This is a genomic window from Holzapfeliella floricola DSM 23037 = JCM 16512, from assembly GCF_001436605.1.
Classification (GTDB): Bacteria; Bacillota; Bacilli; order Lactobacillales; family Lactobacillaceae; genus Holzapfeliella; species Holzapfeliella floricola.
The window spans coordinates 116,025-140,135 of the sequence record NZ_AYZL01000016.1 but is presented as its reverse complement, the minus strand read 5'-3'; the positions used below and the strand labels follow the sequence as shown (position 1 = coordinate 140,135).

37 protein-coding genes are annotated in these 24,111 nt (G+C 37.4%); 36 read left to right on the top strand and 1 reads right to left on the bottom strand.

Annotation, left to right across the window (positions count from 1 at the left end; translation table 11 throughout):
- The first annotated feature begins 13 nt into the window (after nucleotides 1–13).
- The gene (gene rpoC / locus FC86_RS03165; protein WP_056974565.1) at nucleotides 14–3,664 is read left to right on the top strand and encodes a DNA-directed RNA polymerase subunit beta'; all 3,651 of its coding nucleotides are present in this window, start codon (nucleotides 14–16) and stop codon (nucleotides 3,662–3,664) included.
- Between the two features lie 42 nt (nucleotides 3,665–3,706).
- Here rpoC and FC86_RS06715 read toward each other — a convergent pair whose 3' ends face one another.
- Nucleotides 3,707–4,249, bottom strand: coding sequence for a prepilin peptidase (locus FC86_RS06715; protein WP_056974563.1), 543 nt, complete (start codon nucleotides 4,247–4,249; stop codon nucleotides 3,707–3,709).
- 168 nt (nucleotides 4,250–4,417) lie between these two features.
- On the opposite strand from FC86_RS06715, the gene rpsL reads away from it, so the two are divergent.
- The 35 genes from rpsL (at nucleotide 4,418) to FC86_RS02985 (ending at nucleotide 24,097) form a co-directional block, all read left to right on the top strand.
- On the top strand, nucleotides 4,418–4,822 hold the full coding sequence (gene rpsL, locus FC86_RS03155) for a 30S ribosomal protein S12 (RefSeq protein ID WP_056974562.1): 405 nt from the start codon (nucleotides 4,418–4,420) through the stop codon (nucleotides 4,820–4,822).
- A gap of 19 nt (nucleotides 4,823–4,841) precedes the next feature.
- Nucleotides 4,842–5,312 carry a 30S ribosomal protein S7 gene (gene rpsG, locus FC86_RS03150; RefSeq protein ID WP_056974560.1) on the top strand — a complete coding sequence of 157 codons (471 nt, stop codon included), beginning with the start codon at nucleotides 4,842–4,844 and terminating at the stop codon, nucleotides 5,310–5,312.
- Nucleotides 5,313–5,341: 29 nt separating this feature from the next.
- Nucleotides 5,342–7,447: an elongation factor G gene (fusA, locus tag FC86_RS03145; RefSeq protein WP_056974558.1), complete on the top strand. Its 2,106-nt coding sequence runs from the start codon at nucleotides 5,342–5,344 to the stop codon at nucleotides 7,445–7,447.
- A gap of 252 nt (nucleotides 7,448–7,699) precedes the next feature.
- Complete coding sequence (gene rpsJ, locus FC86_RS03140; protein WP_056974556.1) at nucleotides 7,700–8,008, top strand: 30S ribosomal protein S10; 309 nt, start codon at nucleotides 7,700–7,702, stop codon at nucleotides 8,006–8,008.
- A 32-nt stretch (nucleotides 8,009–8,040) separates the two neighbouring features.
- The gene (gene rplC / locus FC86_RS03135) at nucleotides 8,041–8,673 is read left to right on the top strand and encodes a 50S ribosomal protein L3 (RefSeq protein ID WP_056974554.1); all 633 of its coding nucleotides are present in this window, start codon (nucleotides 8,041–8,043) and stop codon (nucleotides 8,671–8,673) included.
- Between the two features lie 16 nt (nucleotides 8,674–8,689).
- On the top strand, nucleotides 8,690–9,313 hold the full coding sequence (gene rplD, locus FC86_RS03130) for a 50S ribosomal protein L4 (protein WP_056974552.1): 624 nt from the start codon (nucleotides 8,690–8,692) through the stop codon (nucleotides 9,311–9,313).
- Nucleotides 9,313–9,597, top strand: coding sequence for a 50S ribosomal protein L23 (gene rplW, locus FC86_RS03125; protein WP_056974550.1), 285 nt, complete (start codon nucleotides 9,313–9,315; stop codon nucleotides 9,595–9,597). Before rplD ends, rplW begins: the two co-directional genes overlap by 1 nt.
- A gap of 20 nt (nucleotides 9,598–9,617) precedes the next feature.
- Nucleotides 9,618–10,451, top strand: coding sequence for a 50S ribosomal protein L2 (rplB, locus tag FC86_RS03120; protein ID WP_056974548.1), 834 nt, complete (start codon nucleotides 9,618–9,620; stop codon nucleotides 10,449–10,451).
- A gap of 30 nt (nucleotides 10,452–10,481) precedes the next feature.
- Complete coding sequence (gene rpsS, locus FC86_RS03115) at nucleotides 10,482–10,763, top strand: 30S ribosomal protein S19 (RefSeq protein ID WP_056974547.1); 282 nt, start codon at nucleotides 10,482–10,484, stop codon at nucleotides 10,761–10,763.
- A 17-nt stretch (nucleotides 10,764–10,780) separates the two neighbouring features.
- A complete protein-coding gene (gene rplV / locus FC86_RS03110; protein WP_056974546.1) occupies nucleotides 10,781–11,131 on the top strand; it encodes a 50S ribosomal protein L22 in 351 nt (116 codons plus the stop codon).
- Between the two features lie 23 nt (nucleotides 11,132–11,154).
- Nucleotides 11,155–11,826, top strand: a complete 672-nt coding sequence (rpsC, locus tag FC86_RS03105) for a 30S ribosomal protein S3 (RefSeq protein ID WP_056974545.1) — start codon at nucleotides 11,155–11,157, stop codon at nucleotides 11,824–11,826.
- Between the two features lie 2 nt (nucleotides 11,827–11,828).
- Nucleotides 11,829–12,263: a 50S ribosomal protein L16 gene (rplP, locus tag FC86_RS03100; RefSeq protein WP_056974544.1), complete on the top strand. Its 435-nt coding sequence runs from the start codon at nucleotides 11,829–11,831 to the stop codon at nucleotides 12,261–12,263.
- Nucleotides 12,253–12,450 (top strand): 50S ribosomal protein L29, encoded by a 198-nt coding sequence (gene rpmC, locus FC86_RS03095; RefSeq protein ID WP_056974543.1) that lies wholly within the window; start codon nucleotides 12,253–12,255, stop codon nucleotides 12,448–12,450. Before rplP ends, rpmC begins: the two co-directional genes overlap by 11 nt.
- A gap of 23 nt (nucleotides 12,451–12,473) precedes the next feature.
- Nucleotides 12,474–12,746, top strand: coding sequence for a 30S ribosomal protein S17 (rpsQ, locus tag FC86_RS03090; RefSeq protein ID WP_082618835.1), 273 nt, complete (start codon nucleotides 12,474–12,476; stop codon nucleotides 12,744–12,746).
- 45 nt (nucleotides 12,747–12,791) lie between these two features.
- Nucleotides 12,792–13,160 (top strand): 50S ribosomal protein L14, encoded by a 369-nt coding sequence (rplN, locus tag FC86_RS03085; RefSeq protein ID WP_056974542.1) that lies wholly within the window; start codon nucleotides 12,792–12,794, stop codon nucleotides 13,158–13,160.
- Nucleotides 13,161–13,189: 29 nt separating this feature from the next.
- Nucleotides 13,190–13,495 (top strand): 50S ribosomal protein L24, encoded by a 306-nt coding sequence (gene rplX / locus FC86_RS03080; RefSeq protein ID WP_056974541.1) that lies wholly within the window; start codon nucleotides 13,190–13,192, stop codon nucleotides 13,493–13,495.
- 21 nt (nucleotides 13,496–13,516) lie between these two features.
- The gene (gene rplE, locus FC86_RS03075) at nucleotides 13,517–14,059 is read left to right on the top strand and encodes a 50S ribosomal protein L5 (RefSeq protein WP_056974540.1); all 543 of its coding nucleotides are present in this window, start codon (nucleotides 13,517–13,519) and stop codon (nucleotides 14,057–14,059) included.
- A gap of 20 nt (nucleotides 14,060–14,079) precedes the next feature.
- Nucleotides 14,080–14,265: a type Z 30S ribosomal protein S14 gene (locus tag FC86_RS03070; RefSeq protein ID WP_056974539.1), complete on the top strand. Its 186-nt coding sequence runs from the start codon at nucleotides 14,080–14,082 to the stop codon at nucleotides 14,263–14,265.
- Between the two features lie 27 nt (nucleotides 14,266–14,292).
- Nucleotides 14,293–14,691 carry a 30S ribosomal protein S8 gene (gene rpsH / locus FC86_RS03065; protein ID WP_056974538.1) on the top strand — a complete coding sequence of 133 codons (399 nt, stop codon included), beginning with the start codon at nucleotides 14,293–14,295 and terminating at the stop codon, nucleotides 14,689–14,691.
- Nucleotides 14,692–14,718: 27 nt separating this feature from the next.
- Nucleotides 14,719–15,249, top strand: a complete 531-nt coding sequence (gene rplF / locus FC86_RS03060) for a 50S ribosomal protein L6 (RefSeq protein WP_056974537.1) — start codon at nucleotides 14,719–14,721, stop codon at nucleotides 15,247–15,249.
- A 29-nt stretch (nucleotides 15,250–15,278) separates the two neighbouring features.
- Entirely contained in the window at nucleotides 15,279–15,638 is a 360-nt protein-coding gene (gene rplR, locus FC86_RS03055) for a 50S ribosomal protein L18 (RefSeq protein ID WP_056974536.1), read from the top strand.
- Between the two features lie 19 nt (nucleotides 15,639–15,657).
- On the top strand, nucleotides 15,658–16,158 hold the full coding sequence (rpsE, locus tag FC86_RS03050) for a 30S ribosomal protein S5 (protein WP_056974535.1): 501 nt from the start codon (nucleotides 15,658–15,660) through the stop codon (nucleotides 16,156–16,158).
- Between the two features lie 13 nt (nucleotides 16,159–16,171).
- Nucleotides 16,172–16,357, top strand: coding sequence for a 50S ribosomal protein L30 (gene rpmD / locus FC86_RS03045; protein WP_056974534.1), 186 nt, complete (start codon nucleotides 16,172–16,174; stop codon nucleotides 16,355–16,357).
- A 20-nt stretch (nucleotides 16,358–16,377) separates the two neighbouring features.
- Nucleotides 16,378–16,818, top strand: a complete 441-nt coding sequence (rplO, locus tag FC86_RS03040) for a 50S ribosomal protein L15 (protein WP_056974533.1) — start codon at nucleotides 16,378–16,380, stop codon at nucleotides 16,816–16,818.
- A complete protein-coding gene (secY, locus tag FC86_RS03035) occupies nucleotides 16,818–18,122 on the top strand; it encodes a preprotein translocase subunit SecY (RefSeq protein ID WP_056974532.1) in 1,305 nt (434 codons plus the stop codon). The genes rplO and secY overlap by 1 nt, the downstream gene beginning before the upstream one ends.
- An 11-nt stretch (nucleotides 18,123–18,133) precedes the next feature.
- The gene (locus FC86_RS03030; protein WP_056974531.1) at nucleotides 18,134–18,790 is read left to right on the top strand and encodes an adenylate kinase; all 657 of its coding nucleotides are present in this window, start codon (nucleotides 18,134–18,136) and stop codon (nucleotides 18,788–18,790) included.
- 69 nt (nucleotides 18,791–18,859) lie between these two features.
- Complete coding sequence (infA, locus tag FC86_RS03025) at nucleotides 18,860–19,081, top strand: translation initiation factor IF-1 (protein WP_056974530.1); 222 nt, start codon at nucleotides 18,860–18,862, stop codon at nucleotides 19,079–19,081.
- A gap of 30 nt (nucleotides 19,082–19,111) precedes the next feature.
- Nucleotides 19,112–19,225, top strand: coding sequence for a 50S ribosomal protein L36 (gene rpmJ / locus FC86_RS03020; protein ID WP_056974529.1), 114 nt, complete (start codon nucleotides 19,112–19,114; stop codon nucleotides 19,223–19,225).
- A 27-nt stretch (nucleotides 19,226–19,252) separates the two neighbouring features.
- A complete protein-coding gene (gene rpsM, locus FC86_RS03015; protein WP_056974528.1) occupies nucleotides 19,253–19,618 on the top strand; it encodes a 30S ribosomal protein S13 in 366 nt (121 codons plus the stop codon).
- 23 nt (nucleotides 19,619–19,641) lie between these two features.
- A complete protein-coding gene (gene rpsK, locus FC86_RS03010; RefSeq protein WP_056974527.1) occupies nucleotides 19,642–20,031 on the top strand; it encodes a 30S ribosomal protein S11 in 390 nt (129 codons plus the stop codon).
- A gap of 47 nt (nucleotides 20,032–20,078) precedes the next feature.
- Nucleotides 20,079–21,017 (top strand): DNA-directed RNA polymerase subunit alpha, encoded by a 939-nt coding sequence (locus FC86_RS03005; protein ID WP_056974526.1) that lies wholly within the window; start codon nucleotides 20,079–20,081, stop codon nucleotides 21,015–21,017.
- Between the two features lie 28 nt (nucleotides 21,018–21,045).
- Entirely contained in the window at nucleotides 21,046–21,426 is a 381-nt protein-coding gene (rplQ, locus tag FC86_RS03000; protein ID WP_056974525.1) for a 50S ribosomal protein L17, read from the top strand.
- 184 nt (nucleotides 21,427–21,610) lie between these two features.
- Nucleotides 21,611–22,459, top strand: a complete 849-nt coding sequence (locus tag FC86_RS02995; RefSeq protein ID WP_056974524.1) for an energy-coupling factor transporter ATPase — start codon at nucleotides 21,611–21,613, stop codon at nucleotides 22,457–22,459.
- Nucleotides 22,435–23,307 carry an energy-coupling factor transporter ATPase gene (locus tag FC86_RS02990; RefSeq protein ID WP_056974523.1) on the top strand — a complete coding sequence of 291 codons (873 nt, stop codon included), beginning with the start codon at nucleotides 22,435–22,437 and terminating at the stop codon, nucleotides 23,305–23,307. The genes FC86_RS02995 and FC86_RS02990 overlap by 25 nt, the downstream gene beginning before the upstream one ends.
- Nucleotides 23,300–24,097 (top strand): energy-coupling factor transporter transmembrane component T family protein, encoded by a 798-nt coding sequence (locus FC86_RS02985; protein ID WP_056974522.1) that lies wholly within the window; start codon nucleotides 23,300–23,302, stop codon nucleotides 24,095–24,097. Before FC86_RS02990 ends, FC86_RS02985 begins: the two co-directional genes overlap by 8 nt.
- The last annotated feature ends 14 nt before the right edge of the window (nucleotides 24,098–24,111 follow it).

Genomic DNA, 24,111 nt, shown 5'->3' with positions numbered 1-24,111 from the left:
GGAGGTTAAGCTATTGATCGATGTTAACAAATTTGAGAGTATGCAAATTGGCCTAGCATCTCCAAATAAAATTAGAAGCTGGTCTTATGGTGAAGTTAAAAAACCAGAAACGATCAATTACAGAACATTAAAACCTGAACGCGATGGGTTGTTTGACGAACGTATTTTCGGTCCTACAAAAGACTGGGAATGTGCTTGTGGTAAATACAAACGTATTCGTTATAAGGGCATTGTTTGTGATCGTTGTGGTGTTGAAGTCACACGTGCTAAAGTTCGTCGTGAACGTATGGGACACATTGAATTAGCTGCTCCTGTTACACACATTTGGTACTTCAAAGGTATTCCAAGTCGTATGGGTCTTGTACTTGATATGAGTCCTCGTCACTTAGAAGAAGTTATTTACTTTGCAGCTTACGTTGTAATTGATCCAGGTAAATCAGACCTAGAACAAAAACAACTGATAACTGAAGCTGAATACCGTGATAAACGTGCTGAATTTGGTTCAACATTCAATGCTAAAATGGGTGCTGAAGGAATCAAAGAATTGCTTCAAAACATTGACCTTGAAGGCGAAGTCAAAGCACTTAAAGAACAACTTCAAACTGCTCATGGACAAAAGAGAACACGTGCTATTCGTCGTTTAGATATTTTAGACGCGTTCAAAAAATCAGGTAACTTACCTGAATCAATGGTGATGGAAGCTATTCCTGTTATTCCACCTGACTTACGTCCAATGGTTCAACTTGAAGGTGGTCGTTTTGCAACAAGTGATTTAAATGATTTATATCGTCGTGTTATTAACCGTAACAATCGTCTAAAACGTTTGCTTGACTTGAATGCACCAAATATTATCGTTCAAAACGAAAAACGTATGTTACAAGAAGCAGTTGATGCTTTAATTGACAATGGTCGTCGTGGCCGTCCTGTTACAGGTCCTGGTAACCGTCCATTGAAATCACTTTCACACATGCTAAAAGGTAAACAAGGTCGTTTCCGTCAGAACTTACTGGGTAAACGTGTTGACTACTCAGGTCGTTCAGTTATCGATGTTGGACCAACACTTAAGTTTTACCAAGCAGGACTTCCACGTGAAATGGCACTTGAATTATTCAAGCCATTTGTGATGCGTGAATTGGTTAAAGGTGAACTAGCTTCAAATATTCGTAATGCTAAACGTAAAATTGATCGTCGTGATGATGATATTTGGGATGTTTTAGAAGAAGTTATTAAAGAAAGACCCGTTCTACTTAACCGTGCCCCTACGCTTCACCGTCTAGGTATTCAAGCGTTTGAACCGGTTCTAGTTGAAGGAAAAGCCATTCGTTTACACCCACTTGCAACAGAAGCGTATAACGCCGACTTTGATGGGGACCAAATGGCTGTTCACGTACCTTTATCTGATGAAGCTCAAGCAGAAGCTAGAATGTTAATGCTTGCTGCTCACCATATTTTGGCACCTAAAGATGGTCGTCCTATCGTTACTCCTTCTCAAGACGTTGTTTTAGGTAACTACTACTTAACACTTGAAGAACGCAATCGCGAGGGTGAAGGTATGATTTTCTACTCTGCAGAAGAAGCTTTCCGTGCTTACCAAGCAGGTAAAATTCATTACCACACACGTATTGGTTTATCAACAGACTCAATGCCAGAAAAACCATTTACAGCTGACCAAAAAGGAAAAATTTTGCTAACTTCATTTGGTAAATTAGTCTTTAACCAAATCTTGCCAGAAGACTTTGTTTACGTGAACGAACCAACACAAGCTAACTTAGTTAGCGGTCTTTCAGATGATCATTTTCTAAATGAAGGTGAAGACATTCACGCAAAATTAGCTGAAAAACAGTTGGTTACACCATTCAAGAAAGGTTACTTGAGTGATGTCATTGCTGAAGTCTTCAAAGTTTACAAAGTTCAAAGAACTTCTGAATTACTTGATGACTTGAAACAAGTGGGTTATGAAGTTTCAACAGTATCAGGACTTACAGTGGGTGTGGCTGACGTGCCAACATTACCTGATAAAGATGATATTGTTAACGATGCCCATAAGAAAGTTGCAACTGTTGCTAAACAATTCCGTCGTGGTTTGATTACTGATGAAGAACGTCACGAACGTGTTATCAGTGTTTGGAACGATGCAAAAGATACTATCCAACAACGATTAATTGATGACTTTGACCCATCAAACCCTATCAACATGATGAGTGATTCAGGAGCTCGTGGTAACATTTCTAACTTTACTCAGCTTGCTGGTATGCGTGGTCTGATGTCAGCTCCTAACGGTGGTATGATGGAAGTTCCTGTTACATCTAACTTCCGTGAAGGTCTAACAGTTATGGAGATGTTCATGTCCACTCACGGTGCCCGTAAAGGAATGACCGATACGGCCTTGAAGACAGCTAACTCAGGTTACTTAACTCGTCGTCTTGTTGACGTTGCACAAGATGTTATTGTTCGTGAAGATGACTGTGGCACTGACCGTGGTTTAGTTGTTGCATCTATTAAAGAAGGTAACGAAATGATTGAACCATTATTCGATCGTTTAGTTGGCCGTTATACACAAAAATCGATTTTCCATCCTGAAACAGGCGAAGTATTAGTTAATCGAAATGCTTTACTTGATGAAGAAACAGCGCAAATGATTATTGATGCTGGTGTTGAAACAGTTACAATTCGTTCAGCCTTTACATGTAATACTAAACATGGTGTTTGTCAAAAATGTTACGGACGTAACCTAGCAACTGGTGAAGAAGTTGAAGTTGGTGAAGCAGTAGGTACTGTTGCTGCGCAATCAATCGGTGAACCCGGAACTCAGCTTACAATGAGAAACTTCCATACCGGTGGGGTTGCCGGGGGTGAAGATATCACTCAAGGTCTTCCTCGTGTGCAAGAGTTGTTTGAAGCTCGTAATCCTAAAGGGCTTGCAACCATTACAGAAGCTGCCGGAACAATTACTTCTATCGAAGAAAATCCAGCAGATCACACTCGTGAAATAACAGTTGAAGGTAATATTGATACTAGAACTTACGGTGTACCGTATACAGCAAGTATGGCTGTTGCCGAAGGCGATACAGTTCGTCGTGGGGATAAACTAACTCATGGTTCAATTGATCCAAAACAATTAATCCGTGTACGTGATGTATTATCTACGGAAACTTATATCTTGGATGAAATTCAAAAAGCTTACCGTATGCAAGGGGTAGAAATCTCAGATAAGCACGTTGAGGTTATGGCTCGTCAAATGCTACGTAAAGTTCGTATTCTTGATCCAGGTGAAACAGAAATGCTTCCAGGTACATTAATGGATATTAGCGAATTTACAGATAGTAACCGTGAAACGATTATTAATGGTGGTGTACCAGCTACTGGACAATCAGTTATCTTGGGGATTACAAAAGCTTCTCTTGAAACAAACAGTTTCTTGTCAGCTGCTTCTTTCCAAGAAACAACACGTGTTCTTACTGATGCATCTATTCGTGGTAAAAATGATCCGCTTCTTGGACTTAAAGAAAACGTTATTATTGGTAAAATTATTCCAGCTGGTACTGGGATGGCCAAGTATCGTGAGATGGAACCAATTGCTAAAAACGCAAAACCATCTTCAGTTTACTCAATTGCAGATATTGAAAAACAAATGCAAGAACAAGAAGAACAATCAACTAACTAGTTATAAACAAAAAGCGATTCACTTAAAAGTGAGTCGCTTTTTTTATGGAATTAAAAGGCGTACAAGCAAGAAACTGACTAGTAAATAAGGGACAAAAGGATGTTTTACTTTTGAATGAGTTAACTGACAACTAAGCAAGATGAAACAAGCGGTGATAAGAATATAATTAGCGTTTTCAAATGAGAAATTAAGGCCAATAATCAAATAAATCAAGGCGTCGCCTAAGCCCATTTTTTCAAAATAAATGCAGATTAGTAAAGCAATAAACGTTACTAACCCAATGCAGTAATCGATTGAAACAGCGCGATAGTCCAAAAGCCCAATTAATATAGCTGGTATAAGTACCACGGGATAAATGGATTGGTCATAGACATCACTTAAGCTACAAAAAAGTAACGTAAGTAAAACTATTTGATTAGATAAGGAATACGGTAAATAAAAAGCAAACCAGACAATGAATAAGTGAATAGTTAAGATATAACACTTGGATTTTAATTTAGTATCCAACGAAGATGCTTTGAAATCTGGTAAAAAAATATAGTACCAGCTAATAATAGTGAAGAATAACACGAAAAAATCAAACATAATGAAAGGACCTCCGTCAATAATTACGAATTATTTATGATTTTATATTGACGACTTCCAAAATAAGTGATAGATTTGTATAGGTATTTTATTAGAATATTAACCGTCCAGTGAGCAAAAATGATACTCCTGGATGTGTGTGTTTAAATTATTAGGAGGATATCTTTTATGCCAACAATTAACCAATTGGTAAGAAAAGGTCGTAAGTCCAAAGTTTCTGGTTCAGATGCACCAGCTTTGAACTACGGTTATAACAGTAAAAAGAAAAAATTAACAGATAACCCTGCACCACAAAAACGTGGGGTTGCTACTCGTGTTGGAACAATGACACCTAAAAAACCTAACTCAGCGTTACGTAAATACGCTCGTGTACGTTTGTCAAACATGATCGAAGTTACAGCCTACATCCCAGGTATCGGACATAACTTACAAGAACATAGTGTTGTCTTGATTCGTGGGGGACGTGTAAAGGATTTACCAGGGGTACGTTACCACATCGTTCGTGGTGCGCTTGATACTGCTGGTGTTGACGGACGTAAACAAGGTCGTTCTAAATACGGTGCTAAAAAATAAAACGTAGGAGGAAATTTTAATGCCAAGAAAAGGTAATGTGCCAAAAAGAGACATTTTGCCAGATCCAATTTATAATTCAAAACTGGTTTCTCGCTTAATTAATCAATTAATGATGGATGGTAAACGTGGTAAAGCTTCAACAATCTTATACGATGCATTTAACATCATCAAAGAAACTACTGGTAATGAACCAATGGAAGTTTTCGAAGAAGCTATGAACAACGTTATGCCACTTCTAGAAGTTAAAGCAAGACGTATTGGTGGAGCTAACTACCAAGTTCCTATTGAAGTTCGTCCAGCAAGAAGAACAACTTTAGGTCTTCGTTGGATCGTAAACTACTCAAGATTACGTAACGAACACACAATGGATGAAAGATTAGCAAATGAAATCATGGATGCAGCTAACAATACAGGTGCTTCTGTGAAAAAACGTGAAGACAGTCACAAAATGGCTGAAGCAAACCGTGCATTTGCTCACTACCGCTGGTAATCTTTGTTTTTAATAAAGGAGTAAATTAAATGGCAAATAAACGTGCATTCCCGTTGGATAAAACACGTAATATCGGTATCATGGCCCACATCGATGCTGGTAAAACAACTACTACAGAACGTATCTTGTACTATACAGGACGTATCCACAAAATTGGTGAAACTCACGATGGTGGTTCACAAATGGACTGGATGTCACAAGAACAAGAACGTGGTATTACAATTACATCTGCTGCTACAACAGCTCAATGGCATGATAACCGTATCAACATTATCGATACTCCAGGACACGTTGACTTCACAATCGAAGTTGAACGTTCACTTAGAGTTTTAGATGGTGCTATTACAGTTTTAGATGCGCAATCAGGTGTTGAACCACAAACTGAAAACGTATGGCGTCAAGCTACAACATATAACGTTCCTCGTATCGTTTTTGTTAACAAAATGGATAAAATTGGTGCTAACTTTGACTACTCTGTTGAAACATTACATGATCGTCTACAAGCTAACGCACAACCTATCCAAATGCCTATCGGTGCAGAAGATAACTTCGAAGGAATTATCGACTTAATCGAAATGGAAGCTGATGTTTATAGTGACGAAGACAAATTGGGTTCAAAATTTGATAAAGTTGAAATTCCAGCTGATTATTTAGAAGAAGCTCAAAATCGTCGTGCACAATTGATTGAATCTATTGCTGACGTTGATGAAGACATTATGGATAAATACCTTGAAGGTGAAGAAATTACAAACGCTGAATTAAAAGCAGCTATTCGTAAAGCAACACTTAACTTGGAATTTTACCCAGTTCTTGCTGGTTCAGCCTTCAAAAACAAAGGTGTTCAAATGTTGATGGATTCAGTTGTTGATTACTTACCATCACCACTTGATGCTACACCTTATAAAGCTGTAGATCCAAAAACTGATGAACATGAAGAGCTAGTTGCTGGTGATGACAAAGATTTCGCAGCTCTAGCATTTAAGATTGCAACTGACCCATTTGTTGGTCGTTTGACTTTCTTCCGTGTTTATACAGGTACACTTGAAGCTGGTTCATATGTGTTAAATGCTTCAAATAACACACGTGAACGTGTTGGTCGTTTGCTACAAATGCACGCTAACCACCGTGAAGAAATTCCTGAAGTATTCTCTGGTGATATTGCTGCTGCAATCGGTCTTAAAGCAACAACAACAGGTGACTCACTAACAGATTTGAAACACCCATTAATTCTTGAATCAATGGAAATTCCAGCACCTGTTATCCAAGTATCTGTTGAACCAAAATCAAAAGCTGACCGTGATAAATTGGATGTTGCTATCCAAAAACTTTCTGAAGAAGATCCAACATTCCAAGCTGAAACTAACCCAGAAACTGGGGAAACATTGATTGCTGGTATGGGTGAACTTCACTTAGATATCATGGTTGACCGTATGAAACGTGAATTTAACGTTGAAGCTAACGTTGGGGCTCCTCAAGTTGCTTACCGTGAAACATTCACAAAACCAGCTACAGCTCAAGGTAAATTCGTTCGTCAATCTGGTGGTAAAGGTCAATACGGTGACGTATGGATTGAATTTACACCAAACGACGAAGGTGAAGGCTTTGAATTTGAAGACGCTATCGTTGGTGGGGTTGTTCCTCGTGAATACATTCCTTCAGTTGAACAAGGTCTTAAAGAATCAATGGAAAATGGTGTTCTTGCTGGATATCCATTAATTGACGTTAAAGCTAGATTGTTCGATGGTTCATATCACGATGTCGATTCATCTGAATCAGCTTATAAAGTTGCTGCTTCTATCGCATTGAAAGAAGCTGCTAAAAAAGCTGGTGCTGCTGTGCTAGAACCTATCATGAAAGTAGAAGTTATTGCGCCTGAAGAATATCTTGGAGATATCATGGGACAAATTACTGCTCGTCGTGGTCGTGTTGAAGGTATGAACGCTCGTGGTGGTGCTCAAGTTGTTAATGCATTCGTTCCACTTTCAGAAATGTTTGGTTATGCTACAACACTTCGTTCAGGTACACAAGGTCGTGGTACATTTACAATGGTATTTGATCACTACGAACCAGCTCCAAAATCAATTCAAGAAGAAATCATTAAGAAAAATGGTGGAAATACTTCTTCTGATGAATAAAATAACAAAAAATCTTTTGCCATTTGGTGAAAGATTTTTTTGTTTATCACTTGTAATTAAAATTTGTATGAAGTATAATATTATACGTGCTGATTTTGAAGAGGATTACATAGTCTTCTTTGACTATTAGCAGAAAAAATAGAGCGATGAAGCGGAAGGTTGCGACACACCCGGCTGCATTGCCACAGTGGATGTGTTCGGATAATTTTCGCCGAGCAAGTCATCTTTAAAAAGAGACGAGGAGGTAAAAAAATGGCAGGTCAAAAAATTCGTATCAGATTGAAAGCTTACGAACATAGTATTTTAGATCAATCTGCAGAAAAAATTGTGGAAACAGCAACAAGAACTGGTGCTGAAATCTCAGGTCCAATTCCATTGCCAACAGAACGTAAACTTTTCACAGTAATTCGTTCACCACATAAACATAAGGACTCACGTGAACAATTTGAAATGCGTACACACAAACGCTTAATTGATATCGTGAACCCAACACCTAAAACAGTAGATTCATTAATGAAATTGGATTTACCAAGTGGTGTAGATATTGAAATTAAATTATAATAATTAATAAATAAAATTACGGAGGTGTAAACATGACCAAAAAAGGAATCTTAGGAAAAAAAGTTGGAATGACACAAGTCTTCACAGAATCTGGTGAATTAGTTCCCGTAACAGTTATTGAAGCTACTCCTAACGTTGTTTTACAAGTTAAAACAATGGAAAGTGATGGTTACGAAGCTGTTCAACTAGGTTACAAAGATCAACGTGATATCTTGTCAAACAAACCAGCTAAAGGTCATGCTGCAAAAGCAAAGACTTCACCTAAGCGCTTCATTAAAGAATATCGTAATGTTGAGCTTAGCGAATATGAAGTAGGCTCAGAAATTACTGTAGAAACATTTACTGAAGGTGACAAAGTAGACGTAACCGGAGTAAGTAAAGGTCATGGTTTCCAAGGAGCTATCAAACGTTGGGGTCAATCTCGTGGACCAGAAACTCATGGTTCAAGATACCACAGACGTCCTGGTTCAATGGGATCTGTTATCAACCGTGTATTCAAAGGTAAACGTTTACCAGGACGTATGGGTAACAAACAAGTTACTGTTCAAAACTTGGACATTGTAAAAGTTGTTACTGATAAAAATGTTATCATGGTTCGTGGTAACGTTCCTGGTGCTAAAAAATCAACAGTAAGTATTCAAAGTACTGTAAAGAATAACAAGTAAGAAAGGAGGATAAAAATTGCCTAACGTTAATGTATTAGATCAAACAGGTAAAAATGCAGGTCAACTTGAGTTGAATGAACAAATCTTTGGTATTGAACCAAATGAAAGTGTTTTATTTGATGCAGTGATTATGCAACGTGCTTCTTTAAGACAAGGAACACACTCAGTTAAAAACCGTTCTGCCGTACGTGGTGGAGGTAAGAAACCATGGAGACAAAAAGGAACTGGACGTGCTCGTCAAGGTTCTATCAGATCTCCTCAATGGCGTGGTGGTGGTATTGTATTTGGTCCTACTCCACGTTCATACGCTTACAAATTACCTAAAAAGGTAAGACGTTTAGCTCTTAAATCTGCTCTTTCACAAAAAGTTGCAGGTGAAGAAATGGTAGTCGTTGATCAATTATCATTCGACACACCAAAAACAAAAGAATTTGCAAACTTCTTAAACAACGTTAAAGTTGATACAAAAGTTTTAGTAGTTGTTGATTCAGAAAACAAAAACGCTGCTTTATCAGCTCGTAACTTAGAAAACGTTACAATTATTCCTGCTGAAGGTTTAAACGTATTGGATATTGTAAATAACCAAAAAATCGTTTTAACTAAAGCTGCTGTACAAAGTATCGAGGAGGTGCTCGCATAATGGAAGCTCGCGATATTATTTTAAGACCCGTTATTACGGAAGCTTCAATGGGCGCAATGGATGCTCGCAAATACACTTTCGACGTTAATGTAAATGCTGACAAGACTCAAGTACGTCGTGCAGTAGAAGAAATCTTTGACGTTAAAGTTCAAAACGTAAACATTATGAATGTTCGCGGTAAACAAAAACGAGTTGGCCAATATGTGGGAACAACTCGTCGTCGCAGAAAAGCTATCGTAACTTTAACTGCTGACTCAAAAGAAATTACAATTTTCGAAAACTAATCATATAGGAGGTAAGTCAAGTGGCTATCATTAAACACAAACCAACGACAAATGGTAGACGTCATATGACTGGCTCTGATTTTGCTGAAATCACAAAGAAAGCTCCTGAAAAATCTTTGCTTGATTCACAAAGCAGTAAAGCAGGCCGTAACGCACATGGTCATATTACGGTAAGACACCGCGGTGGTGGACATAAACAAAAATACCGTATCATCGATTTTAAACGTAACAAAGATAATGTAAAAGCAACTGTTAAGGCTATCGAATACGATCCAAACAGATCTGCTAATATTGCACTTATTGCTTACCACGATGGTGTTAAATCATACATCTTAGCACCTAAAGGTATCAAAGTTGGACAAATCGTTGAATCAGGTGAAAATGCTGATATTAAAGTAGGTAATACATTACCACTTAAAAACATTCCTGATGGAACATTAATCCACAACATTGAAATGAAACCTGGTAAAGGTGGACAACTTGTTCGTTCAGCAGGTACATCTGCTCAAGTTCTTGGACAAGAAGAAAAATACACACTAATTAAACTTAACTCTGGTGAAGTTCGTATGATTCTTTCAGCTAGCCGCGCAACAATTGGTTCAGTTGGTAATGAACAACACGAATTAATCAACATTGGTAAAGCCGGTCGTAAACGCTGGTTAGGATTCCGTCCTACAGTTCGTGGTTCTGTAATGAACCCTAACGATCACCCTCACGGTGGTGGTGAAGGTCGTGCACCTATCGGACGTCCATCTCCAATGTCACCATGGGGTAAGAAAACTATGGGTGTTAAAACACGTAATAGTAAATCTAAATCAGAAAAACTTATTATTCGTCATCGTAAAGGCAAATAGTAATAGTTAAACAGTAAGGGAGGTCTAGAAATGAGCCGTAGTATTAAAAAAGGTCCATTTGCTGACGCGCATTTATTGAAAAAAGTCGAAGCTCAAGCTGATCAAGAAAAGAAACAAGTTATCAAAACTTGGTCCCGTCGTTCAACTATTTTTCCAACTTTCATTGGATATACAATAGCTGTTTACGATGGTAGAAAACATGTACCAGTATTCATTTCAGAAGACATGGTTGGACACAAACTAGGTGAATTTGTACCTACAAGAAAATTCCATGGTCATTCAGGAAATGACAAACAAACTCAAGGTAAATAGAAAGGAGAATTCGTCTGATGGCAGATACAGTTACAAGCGCTAAAGCTAAAGTAAGAATGGTTCGTCTTGCACCTAGAAAAGCCCGCTTAGTTGTGGACTTAATTCGTGGAAGAAACGCAGCTGAAGCTTTGGCTATCTTGCAATTCACACCTAAAGCTGGCTCACCTATCGTGGCTAAAGTTTTAAAATCAGCAATTGCAAACGCTGAACATAATTTTGATCTAGAATCTGCAAACCTCTACGTTTCTGAGGCATATGTGAATGAAGGACCTACTTTGAAGAGATTTCGTCCGCGTGCCAAAGGTGCGGCTTCTCCTATTAACAAGAGAACAAGTCACATTACAATTGTAGTTTCAGAAGCTGAATAAAAAATAATAAGGAGGTCAATTTAATGGGTCAAAAAGTTAATCCAATAGGCTTTCGTCTTGGCGTTATCCGCGACTGGGAAGCTAAATGGTACGCTGAAAAAGATTTTGCAAACTTCTTACACGAAGATTTGAAAATCAGAAAATTCATTGAAAACAAATTAGCAACTGCTTCAGTTTCACAAGTTGAAATTGAACGTGCTGCAAACAAAGTTAACATTTCAATCCACACAGCAAAACCAGGTATGGTTATTGGTAAAGGTGGTTCTGAAGTTGAAGCTTTGAGAAAACAAATTAATGCTTTAACTAACAAACAAGTTCACATTAATATTGTTGAAATTAAAAAACCTGATTTGGATGCAACTTTAGTTGGTGACAGCATTGCTCGTCAACTAGAAGCTCGTGTTGCATTCAGACGTGCACAAAGACAAGCTACTCAAAGATCAATGAGAGCTGGTGCAAAAGGTATTAAAACTCAAATCTCAGGTCGTTTAAATGGTGCTGACATGGCGCGTAAAGAATGGCATACAGAAGGTACAGTTCCTCTTCACACATTAAGAGCAGATATTGATTATGCTTGGGTTGAAGCTGCAACTACCTACGGACAAATCGGTGTTAAAGTATGGGTTTGTCGTGGAGAAGTATTGCCAACACGTCATGAAAGTACAAATAATAAGGACGCGAAAGGAGGAAACTAATCGTGTTAGTTCCTAAACGTGTTAAACACCGTCGTGAATTCCGTGGAAAAATGCGCGGAGCAGCTAAAGGCGGTAAACAAGTAAGTTTTGGTGAGTACGGTTTACAAGCTGTAGAATCTCACTGGATAACAAATAGACAAATTGAAGCAGCACGTATTGCTATGACACGTTACATGAAACGTGGTGGGCAAGTTTGGATTAAAATTTTCCCTCATAAATCATATACAGCAAAAGGTGTTGGAGTTCGTATGGGTTCTGGTAAAGGTGCTCCAGCAGGTTGGGTTGCTCCAGTTAAACGAGAAAAAATCTTGTTTGAAATTGGTGGCGTTTCTGAAGAAGTTGCGCGTGAAGCTTTAAGACTTGCATCTCATAAATTACCAATTAGAACCAAGTTCGTAAAACGTGAGGAAGTAGGTGGCGAATCTAATGAAAGCTAATGAAATTAAAGAATTAACCACTGAGCAAATTATTGCTAAAGAAAAGCAATACAAAGAAGAATTGTTCAACTTGCGTTTTCAACAAGCCACAGGGCAACTTGAAAATACTGCTCGCTTAAAGCAAGTTCGCAAAAACATTGCTCGTATCAAGACAATCTTGCGCGAACAAGAATTGAACAATAAATAAGATAGTGGAAGGGAGTTATAAACTTGAGCGAAATTAACGAAAGAAATAGTCGTCACGTACACCAAGGACGTGTTGTCTCTGATAAAATGGACAAAACAATTACTGTAGTTGTTGAAACACAAAAGAAACATTCTGTGTATGGGAAACGTGTTAAGTATTCTAAAAAATACTATGCTCACGATGAAAACAACGAAGCTAAAGTTGGAGATATTGTTCGTATCATGGAAACCCGACCATTGTCTCGTTCAAAACGTTACCGTTTAGTAGATGTTGTAGAAAAAGCAGATATCATCTAATCTAAAATAATGTGAATAATCTCTTAAGCGAGAGGAGGAACTCAAGTGATCCAACAAGAAACAAGACTTAAAGTTGCTGATAACTCAGGAGCACGTGAAATTTTAACTATTAAAGTTTTAGGTGGTTCTGGTAGAAAAACTGCCAATATTGGTGATGTTATTGTTGCAACAGTTAAACAAGCAACACCAGGTGGCGTTGTCAAAAAAGGTGACATTGTAAAAGCTGTTATTGTAAGATCTGCATCTGGTGCAAGACGTGCCGATGGATCATACATTAGTTTTGACGAAAACGCAGCAGTTATTATCAACGAAGATAAAAGCCCTCGTGGAACACGTATTTTTGGGCCTGTTGCTCGTGAATTACGTGAAAATGCATTCATGAAAATCGTGTCATTGGCACCTGAAGTTTTATAGAATCTGATTGATAATAGGGAGGTGCGCACATGTTTGTTAAAACAGGCGACAAAGTTAAAGTTATTGCCGGTAAAGATAAAGGCAAAGAAGGTTCAGTCTTAAAAGTTTTAAACAAAGAAGACCGTGTGGTTGTTGAAGGTATTAATATGGTAAAAAAACATAGTAAGCCTTCTCAAATGAATCCCCAAGGTGGTATTCAAGACCAAGAAGCACCTATTCATGTTTCAAACGTTATGCTGATTGATCCAGAAAACAATGAAGCAACAAAAGTTAAATTTGAAGTCGTAGACGGTAAAAAAGTTCGCGTTTCAAAGAAAACTGGTAAACAATTATAAAATAGGAAAGGAGGACAATAAGTGGCTAATCGTTTAAAAGAAAGATACGTTTCTGAAATTACACCTGCTTTGGTTGAAAAATTCAATTACAAGTCAGTTATGCAAGTTCCAAAAATTGAAAAAATCATTTTGAACATGGGTGTTGGTGATGCTATCACAAACGCTAAAAACCTTGATGATGCTGTTAATGAATTAACATTAATCTCAGGTCAAAAACCTTTGATTACCAAAGCTAAAAAATCAATTGCTGGTTTCCGTTTACGTGAAGGTATGTCAATTGGTGCAAAGGTTACTCTACGTGGTGACCGTATGTATGATTTTCTAGACAAATTAATTAACGTTTCGCTTCCTCGTGTTCGTGATTTCCATGGTGTTAGTGCTAAGTCTTTTGATGGACGCGGTAACTATACATTAGGTATCAAAGAACAACTTATCTTCCCTGAAGTGGATTACGACCAAGTAAATCGTGTTCGTGGATTAGATATTGTTCTTGTAACAACTGCAAATACTGATGAAGAAGCAAGAGAATTATTGACTCAAGTTGGTATGCCTTTTGCTAAATAAGTTTAAGGGAGGTCAATTAATTGGCTAAGAAATCACAAATTGCTAAAAACCATCGTCCAGCTAAGTTTTCAACACAAAGTTACTCAAGATGTGAAAGATGTGGACGTCCACATTCTGTTTACCGTAAATTTAAACTATGTCGTGTTTGCTTAAGAGAACTTGCACATAAAGGTCAAATTCCTGGCGTTAGAAAAGCAAGCTGGTAAAAATCTGAAAAAAGGAGGCAGCACATCATGGTCATGACAGATCCAATCGCAGATTACTTGACACGAATCAGAAATGCCAACATGGTAAAACACGATTCTTTAGAAGTTCCTGCATCAACAATGAAAAAAGCGATTTCTGAAATTTTGAAGAATGAAGGCTTTATTCGTGATTACGAAGTCATCGAAGATGACAAACAAGGAATCATCAAAGTATTTCTTAAATATGGCAAAAATAACGAACGTGTTATTACTGGCCTAAAACGTATTTCTAAACCTGGTTTAAGAACTTATGTTGGTGCAAACGATGTACCTAAAGTTCTTAATGGATTAGGAACTGCAATTATCTCAACATCAAATGGTGTAATTACTGACAGAGAAGCTCGCGCTAAAAATGTCGGTGGCGAAGTGCTCGCTTACATCTGGTAATTTTTTGAAAGAAAAGGAGGGAAATTCATGAGTCGTACTGGTTATAAAACAATTATTGTACCAGAATCTGTGACAATCACCAAAAACGGTGACGACGTTACAGTTAAAGGACCAAAAGGTGAAGTAACACGCTACTTTGATCCTAAAATTACTTTTGAACAAAAAGATAACGAAATCAATTTTGAACGTCAAAGCGATGACGACAAAGCACTTCATGGAACAATGCGTGCTAACTTAAACAACATGATTCTTGGTGTAACTGAAGGTTATACTAAAACATTGACTCTTGTTGGGGTTGGGTACCGTGCACAAGCACAAGGTCAAAAGCTAACACTAAACGTTGGTTACTCTCAACCTGTTGAAATGCCAATTCCAGAAGGTATTGAATTAGAAGTACCTGCAGCAACTGAAATCGTTGTTAAAGGAATTAGCAAACAAGCAGTTGGCCAATTTGCGGCAGAAATTCGTGATACACGTCCTCCAGAACCTTATAAAGGTAAGGGAGTTCGTTATAAAGACGAAATCGTACGTCGTAAAGAAGGTAAAACTGGTAAATAATTAACTTAGAAATTATATGAGGTGATACTGTGATTACTAAACCAGATAAAAACAAAACACGTCAAAGACGCCATAAACGCGTTCGTGGTAAAATTTCTGGAACTGCTGAGCGCCCACGCTTAAGTATTTTCCGTTCAAATAAAAACATCTACGCTCAAGTAATTGATGACGTAGCGGGTGTAACGCTTGCAAGTGCCTCAACTCTTGATAAAGATGTTAAAGAAGATGCTACAAAAGTTGAACAAGCTAAACAAGTTGGTGCTTTAGTAGCTAAAAGAGCAACAGAAGCTAAAATTGAAACAGTCGTATTTGACCGTGGAGGTTATTTATACCAAGGCCGTATTCAAGAATTAGCTGACGCTGCTCGTGAAAATGGACTACAATTTTAATAAAGAGGAGGTTAACTAAATGGCAAATATCGATCCATCTCGTTTAGAATTAGAAGATCGTCTAGTTAGTATTAATCGAGTAACTAAGGTTGTTAAAGGTGGACGTAGACTTAGATTCGCTGCTATCGTAATTGTAGGGGACAAAGCTGGCCACGTAGGTTTTGGTACTGGTAAAGCTCAAGAAGTTCCTGAAGCAATTAGAAAAGCTGTTGAAGCTGCTAAGAAGAGTTTGATTGAAGTGCCTATGGTTGGTACAACAATTCCTCATGAAATTGTTGGTCAATTTGGTGCTGGAGACATTCTTTTGAAACCTGCTGAAGAAGGTTCTGGAGTCGCTGCAGGTGGTCCTGTTCGTGCTGTCCTTGAACTTGCTGGTGTTGCTGATGTTACAAGTAAATCACGCGGAAGCAATACACCAATCAATGTTATTCGTGCAACATTAAACGGATTAGACAACTTAAAAACTAAAGAAGCAGTATCTGCACTACGTGGTGTAAATGCTGATACATTGCAAGGCTAGGAGGAAGTTATAGATGGCTCAATTAAAAATCACTTTGAAAAGAAGCGCAGCTCATCGTCTTCCAGCCCAAAGAAAAATTGTTAAAGAATTGGGATTAGGTCGCGTACATAGTTCAGTTATCAAACCTGATAATGATGCTATTAGAGGTGCACTATTCAAAATTTCTCATCTTATTGATGTAGAAGAATATAAAGGTTAATCACAAGGAGGTGCTCGGTTATGAAACTTCACGAATTAAAACCTGCTGAAGGATCAAGAAAAAACCGCAAACGTGTTGGTCGCGGAACTTCATCTGGTGTCGGTAAGACAGCTGGTCGTGGACAAAAAGGTCAATTAGCACGTTCAGGTGGTAAAACACGTATTGGTTTTGAAGGTGGTCAAATGCCATTATTCAGAAGAATGCCAAAACGTGGATTCAAAAATGTTAATCGTAAAGAATATGCTGTTGTCAATCTTTCCGATTTAAATCAATTTAAAGAAGGTACAGAAGTAACACCTGCTTTATTAGTAGAATCTGGTTTAATTAAGAAAGAATTATCTGGTGTTAAACTTCTTGCCAACGGTGATCTTAAAGTTAAATTAACTGTTAAGGTTAACAAATACTCTGAAACTGCAAAATCTGCAGTAGAGGCTGCTGGCGGTTCAATTGAGGTGATCTAATGTTCACCACTTTGAAAAACGCCTTTAAAGTAAAAGAAATTCGTTCTAAGATTTTCTTCACATTGTTTATTTTGCTGCTATACCGTATTGGGTCACATATAATTGTTCCGGGCGTTAACGCTAGCGCGTTGGCTAACCTAACAAAAAGTGGAACAACTAGTTTAGTTCCAATTTTAGATACAATTAGTGGTGGTGGCTTGGCAAACTACTCCATCTTCTCGATGGGGGTTTCGCCGTATATCACGGCACAAATTGTTGTACAACTGCTCCAAATGGACATTGTACCTAAGTTTGTGGAATGGGGTAAACAAGGTGAGGTTGGCCGTCGGAAGATAAATCAAGTCACAAGATACTTGTCTATTGTACTTGCATTTATTCAAAGTATTGGAATCACGTTAGGTTTTAATGCTTTAAGTGGCTTAGGTTTGGTTAAATCTCAAACACTATCGTCTTATATAACGATTGGTATTATTTTAACAGCGGGAACCATGTTACTTACATGGTTAGGTGAACAGATTACAGATAAAGGTATTGGTAATGGTGTCTCAATGATTATCTTTGCCGGTATCGTGGCAAGATTTCCACAAAGTGCGCATGAGTTATATCGTGACGCCATTACAAACAATAATCCAGCCGATCGTGGACAAGGCGCACTATTCTTAGTCGCTGTTGTTATTGCGATTTTAATCATTACGATGATTGTGACATATGTTCAACAAGCCATTCGTAAAGTGCCAATTCGCTATACAAGAAGAGCAACTAGTGGAGGTTCAGAAAGTTACCTTCCATTGAAGGTTAATGTTGCTGGTGTTATTCCAGTTATTTTCGCTAGTTCTTTGATTGCCACACCGGCAACGGTTTTAGTAGCCTTTCAAAATTCTCATGGTGAAGAAGCATGGTTCAAAATCATGAATAATATCTTCAGCATGCAGACTCTAACAGGAGCTCTGGTTAATACATTATTGATTGTATTGTTTACTTTCTTTTATGCTTTTGTACAAGTTAACCCTGAAAAAGTGGCTGAAAACTTGCAAAAACAAAGTGCATTTATTCCGGGCGTTTGGCCAGGACAAGAAACACAAAAATATATTTCAAAACTATTAATGAGACTTTCAGTTGTCGGCTCTATCTTTTTAGGATTTATTTCCTTGGTACCGCAACTTGCTTCAAATATTTGGGGATTACCAAGTTCTATTGGACTTGGCGGAACCAGCTTACTGATTGTTATCGGTGTTGCACTTGAAGCAATGCGTCAATTAGATGGATTACTGATGAAACGAAAATATGTTGGATTTATTAGATAGGCTGTTTAAAAATGAAAAATATTATTTTAATGGGGCTTCCGGGTGCTGGTAAAGGTACTCAAGCCGAAATGATTGTAGATAATTATCAAATTGCCCACATTTCGACGGGTGATATGTTCCGAGAAGCAATGGCTGAAGGAACCCAAGTAGGACTTGAAGCCAAATCATTTATTGATGCGGGTAACTTGGTTCCAGATGAAGTAACAGCTAAGTTAGTTGAAGAAAGACTTAGCAAAGCTGATACAAATGATGGATATATTTTAGATGGTTTTCCTAGAACAACCGTCCAAGCTGAAATGCTTGAATCGATCACAGCTAATGTTAACAAACCATTGCAAAAAGTAATTAATATTGAAGTTGATCCAAAACTTTTAGTTGAACGTTTATCTGGCAGATTTATTTGTCGTGATTGTGGTGCAACTTATCATAAAATTTTCAATCCTACAAAAGTTGAAAACACATGTGATCGTTGCGGTAGCCATAACTTTTACCAACGTGAGGATGACAAGCCTGAAGTTGTTAAAAAACGTATCGAAGTTAACTTAGAAATGAATACGCCATTAATCGATTTTTATCGTGAAAAGGGTTTGTTGATTTCAGTTGATGGAACACGTTCTCGTGACGAAGTTTTTGCCGATATTAATGAAGCTTTAAGTTCTTTGAATTAGTATTTATTGTTCTAAAGTGATATAATATTTTGCTGTAGTATATCGTGGTAAACAATCAGGAGGAAAATTTTGGCAAAAGATAATGTCATCGAAATTGAAGGTACAGTGGTTGATACTCTTCCTAATGCAATGTTTAAAGTTGAATTAGAGAATGGGCATACAATTTTAGCTCACGTTTCTGGTAAAATTAGAATGCACTACATTCGTATTTTACCTGGTGACAGAGTGACTGTTGAATTGTCTCCATATGATTTAACTAAAGGCAGAATCACTTATCGTTTTATTAAGTAGTAGATTTAGACAACTCAGGAGGTTATCAAGATGAAAGTTAGACCATCTGTTAAACCAATGTGTGAAGATTGTAAAGTAATTAAGAGAAATGGCCGCGTTATGGTTATTTGTTCAAATCCAAAACACAAACAAACTCAAGGATAATAATTTATAAAATACGGAGGTGTTATAATGGCTCGTATTGCTGGTGTTGACTTACCCAGAGATAAAAGAATAGTAGTTGCCTTAACTTACATTTACGGTGTAGGTAATACAACTGCTGCCAAGATTTTAGCTGATGCTGGTGTGTCTGAAGACATTCGTTCTAAAGACTTAACTCCAGATCAAGAAGATAAAATTCGTGCGGAAGTAGATAAAGTCCGTGTTGAAGGTGATTTAAGACGTGAAATTAGTTTAAATATTAAACGTCTTAAAGAGATCGGTTCATACCGTGGTATTCGTCACCGTCGTGGTTTACCTGTACGTGGACAAAATACAAAGAATAATGCAAGAACCCGCAAAGGTCCAAAAGTTGCCATTGCTGGTAAGAAAAAATAAGAACTAATTAAGGAGGGAAATTAATGGCTGTTAAGAAAACTTCTCGTAAACGTCGTAACAAGAAGCATATTGAAACTGGTGTGGCACACGTTCACTCAACTTTCAATAATACTTTAGTGATGATTACAGATGTTCAAGGTAACGCTGTTGCCTGGTCTTCTGCAGGATCATTAGGATTCAAGGGTAGTCGTAAATCAACACCATTTGCTGCTCAAATGGCAGCTGAAGCTGCTGCTAAACAATCTATGGAACATGGATTGAAGAGTGTTGAAGTTGCAGTAAAAGGTCCAGGTTCTGGTCGTGAAGCTGCTATTCGTGCTTTACAAGCAACTGGATTAGAAGTTACAGCAATTCGCGATGTTACGCCTGTTCCTCATAATGGATCAAGACCACCAAAACGTCGTCGTGTTTAATTATTTGCTGAATAAAGCACTATACGTTTTGAAAGGGGTCCCAATTTATGATTGAATTTGAAAAACCAAGTATAACAACTGTTGAACAAGATAGTAGTTATGGTAAATTTGTTATTGAGCCTTTAGAACGTGGCTATGGAACGACGTTGGGTAATTCACTACGTCGCGTATTGCTTGCTTCCCTACCAGGAAGTGCAGTATCATATGTCCAAATTGATGGTGTGTTACATGAATTTTCAACGATTGATGGCGTTGTCGAAGACGTTACTCAAATTGTTTTGAATTTAAAACAACTTTCATTAAAGTCTCTTTCAGAAGAAACTAAAGTTGTGGAAATTGATGTAGTGGGACCTGCACGCGTAACAGCAGCGGATTTGCAAGTAGACAGCGAAGTTCAAGTATTGAACCCTAGCCAATACATTGCAGAAGTTGCTGAAGGCGGACATTTACACATGAACGTTGCCATTAAACAAGGCCGCGGTTATGTTTCTGCTGATCAAAATAAAACAGATGACATGCCAATCGGTGTTGTTCCAGTTGATTCGTTGTTTTCACCAATCGATCGTGTTAACTACCAAGTGGAAAGCACTCGTGTAGGGCATCGCAATGACTATGATAAATTGACGCTTGAAATCTGGTCCAATGGCTCAATTGCACCAAATGATGCACTTAGTTTAGCCGCAAAGATTTTGACAGAACATTTAAATGTCGTTGTTGAAATGTCTGATGAAGCACAACTTACTGATATCATGGCAGAAAAAGAAGAAGCAAAAGAAGAACAAAAGCTTGAAATGACTATTGAAGAGCTTGATTTATCTGTTCGTTCTTATAATTGTTTAAAACGTGCAGGAATTAATACTGTGCAAGACTTATCTGACCGTTCTGAATCAGATATGATGCGTGTTCGTAATCTAGGACGCAAGTCATTAGAAGAAGTTAAACAAAAACTATCAGATTTGAATTTATCTTTACGTCAAGAAGACTAAACATAAAAGTGTTAAAGGAGGGAAAGCTATGGGTTACCGTAAATTAGGTCGTAATAGTTCTCAAAGAAAAGCTATGTTGCGTGATTTATCAACTGATTTATTAATTAATGAACGCATTGTGACAACTGAAACTCGTGCTAAAGAAGTACGTAAAGCAGTTGAAAAAATGATTACTTTAGGTAAACGTGGAGACTTACATGCTCGTCGTCAAGCTGCAACGTTTGTTCGTAACGAAGTTGCTGACATCCGTGAACAAGAAGAAGATGTAGTTGTACAATCTGCTTTACAAAAGTTATTTAGTGATATTGCACCTCGTTATAAAGAACGTAATGGTGGGTACACTAGAATTTACAAAACAGCACCTCGTCGTGGTGACGGTGCACCAATGGCTATTATTGAATTAGTTTAATAATATCTATTACTTAAAAAACGATCATTTCTTAGATGTGAGAAATAGCGTAATGATGATGGAATTAAATTCCAAGTCTAGCTTAGATAATAATTAAAATTTTATTATCCCATCTTTGAATGATTTTTTTTTTGCCCAAAATTTACTATAATAGAAGCTATAAAATAATAAGTGGGTAAAAAACATGAGTGAAAACATAATAGAAGTTAGAAATTTAACTTACACCTATTCTCAAAATAATCAACCAACTTTAAAAAATCTCAATTTAGATATTATTAAAGAGAGTTGGACATCTATTTTGGGACATAATGGTAGCGGTAAAAGCACTTTGGTTCGATTACTGACTGGCCTTAAAGAACCTGATTCTAATTCTCAAGCACAAATTAAAATTAATGGGATTGCAGCTAGTGAAGAAAAGTGGTTTGATATTCGTAATGACTTGGGAATTGTTTTTCAAAATCCAGATAACCAATTTGTTGGGGCAACAGTGGAAGATGACATCGCATTTGGTCTTGAAAATCGAAATATTGATCCAGACGAGATTGAAAAGCGTATCAAAGAAGTACTTGATTTTGTAAATATGTCGGAATTTCGAAAAATGGAACCTTCTAAATTATCTGGTGGACAAAAGCAGCGAGTAGCAATTGCTGGTATTTTAGCAATTAGGCCTAAGGTTATTATTTTAGATGAGGCAACTAGTATGCTAGATCCGCAGGGACGAAATCAAATTCACCAGGTCATTCAAGAAATTAAAGCAAAGTATCAAGTTACTGTTATTTCAGTGACCCACGATATTGAAGAAGCGACAAAAGCAGATGATATCTGTGTCTTGTCTGATGGCCAGTTAGTTAAACAAGGAACACCCAAAGAAGTTTTAATTGATGAAAATTGGTTAACAGAAATGGGCTTAATGTTGCCATTTGCTAAGCAGTTAGCGGTTGAATTAAGGCAGCATGCTATCGATGTTCCTCGTGATATTTTAGATGAAAGTGAGTTAGTTGAATACTTTTGGAAATTAAATTCGAAAATGTAAGTTATATATATAGTCAAGGTACAGAACTTCAAAAGTACGGTCTATCTGATATCAATTTTAAAATTAAATCAAAAAGTTTTACAGCTGTTGTTGGTCATACGGGGAGCGGGAAGTCGACCTTAATTCATCAAATTAATGCCTTGTTGAAACCTTCAAAAGGAAATATTCATATCGGTAATGAGTTTTTGATTAATCAAGAAACGACTGGTAAAGGATTGAAACCGCTACGTCAAAAAGTTGGGATGGTCTTTCAATTTCCAGAAAATCAGTTATTCGAAGAGACTGTATTGAAAGATATTATGTTTGGACCACTTAATTTTGGATTCAGCAAAAAAGAAGCCGAAGCCTCTGCTTATTATTGGTTGGATCAAGTAGGACTTGATCAATCCTTAGCCGAAAAATCACCGTTTGAATTGTCAGGTGGGCAAATGCGACGCGTTGCAATTGCGGGGGTGATGGCAAGTCATCCTGAAGTCTTGATTTTAGACGAGCCAACGGCGGGATTAGATCCAGTTGGCCAAAAAGAAATTTTATCTTTGTTCAAAGAGTATCAGCGTCAAGGACACACAGTTGTTTTAGTGAGTCACGATATGGATATTGTTGCAAATTATTCAGATGAGGTGTTGGTGTTAGAAGAAGGACAGTTACTAAGACAATCGACACCGCATGATTTATTTCAAGAGGCAGACTGGTTAGCTAGTCATTCCTTGAACCAACCTAAAGTCACGGAATTTGCTCAAAGGTTAGTAGCTAAGGGTATTAAGTTTGATTCAATGCCAATTACAATGGCTGAACTGGTAAAAGTTTTAGCACAAAAATTTGGTGGAAAGTTGGCTAAAGATGGATAGATTTTTATTGGGACAATATATATATGGTAATTCTTATGTACATCGATTAGATCCGCGAGCTAAATTGCTCGGAACTTTCGCCTTTATCATTTTGATTTTTCTAGCTAATAATTTTTGGACATATGGTGTTATCGTTCTATTTACACTCTTTGCGGCTTACATGACAAAAATATCTGCTAAAATTTACTGGCAAGGTTTAAGACCAATGTTATGGCTGATGATATTCACGGTAACGCTTCAAATTCTCTTTACCAGTGGTGGAGATATCTATTTGAAGTGGGGGATAATTACTATCTCACAATATGGAATTATTAACAGTATATTTATACTCGTTCGATTATCAACAATTATTTTTATGTCAACAATTCTGACCATTACGACCCCACCAATGTTAATTGCCGATGCATTTGCCTCTCTACTAAAGCCACTAAAAAAAGTGAAGTTTCCTGTAGATCAATTTTCTATGATTTGTTCAATTGCACTACGATTCGTCCCTACGTTAATGGAGACAGCAACTAAAATCATGAATGCGCAACGTGCCAGAGGTGCGAGCTTTAATGACGGTAATATTATTAAGCGAATTAAGTCGATTATTCCCATGTTAATTCCGCTATTAATTAACAGTATGAAGATTGCTATCGACTTGGCAGAATCAATGACAGCAAGAAACTACCAGCTAGGTGAGCCTAGAACACAGTTTAGACGTCTAAGATGGCATAAGACAGATTTATACGTCTTATACTACTTCGCTATTTTAACGCTATTATTAATTGTTTTGAGGAGGTTTTAACCGTGCCACGTTAT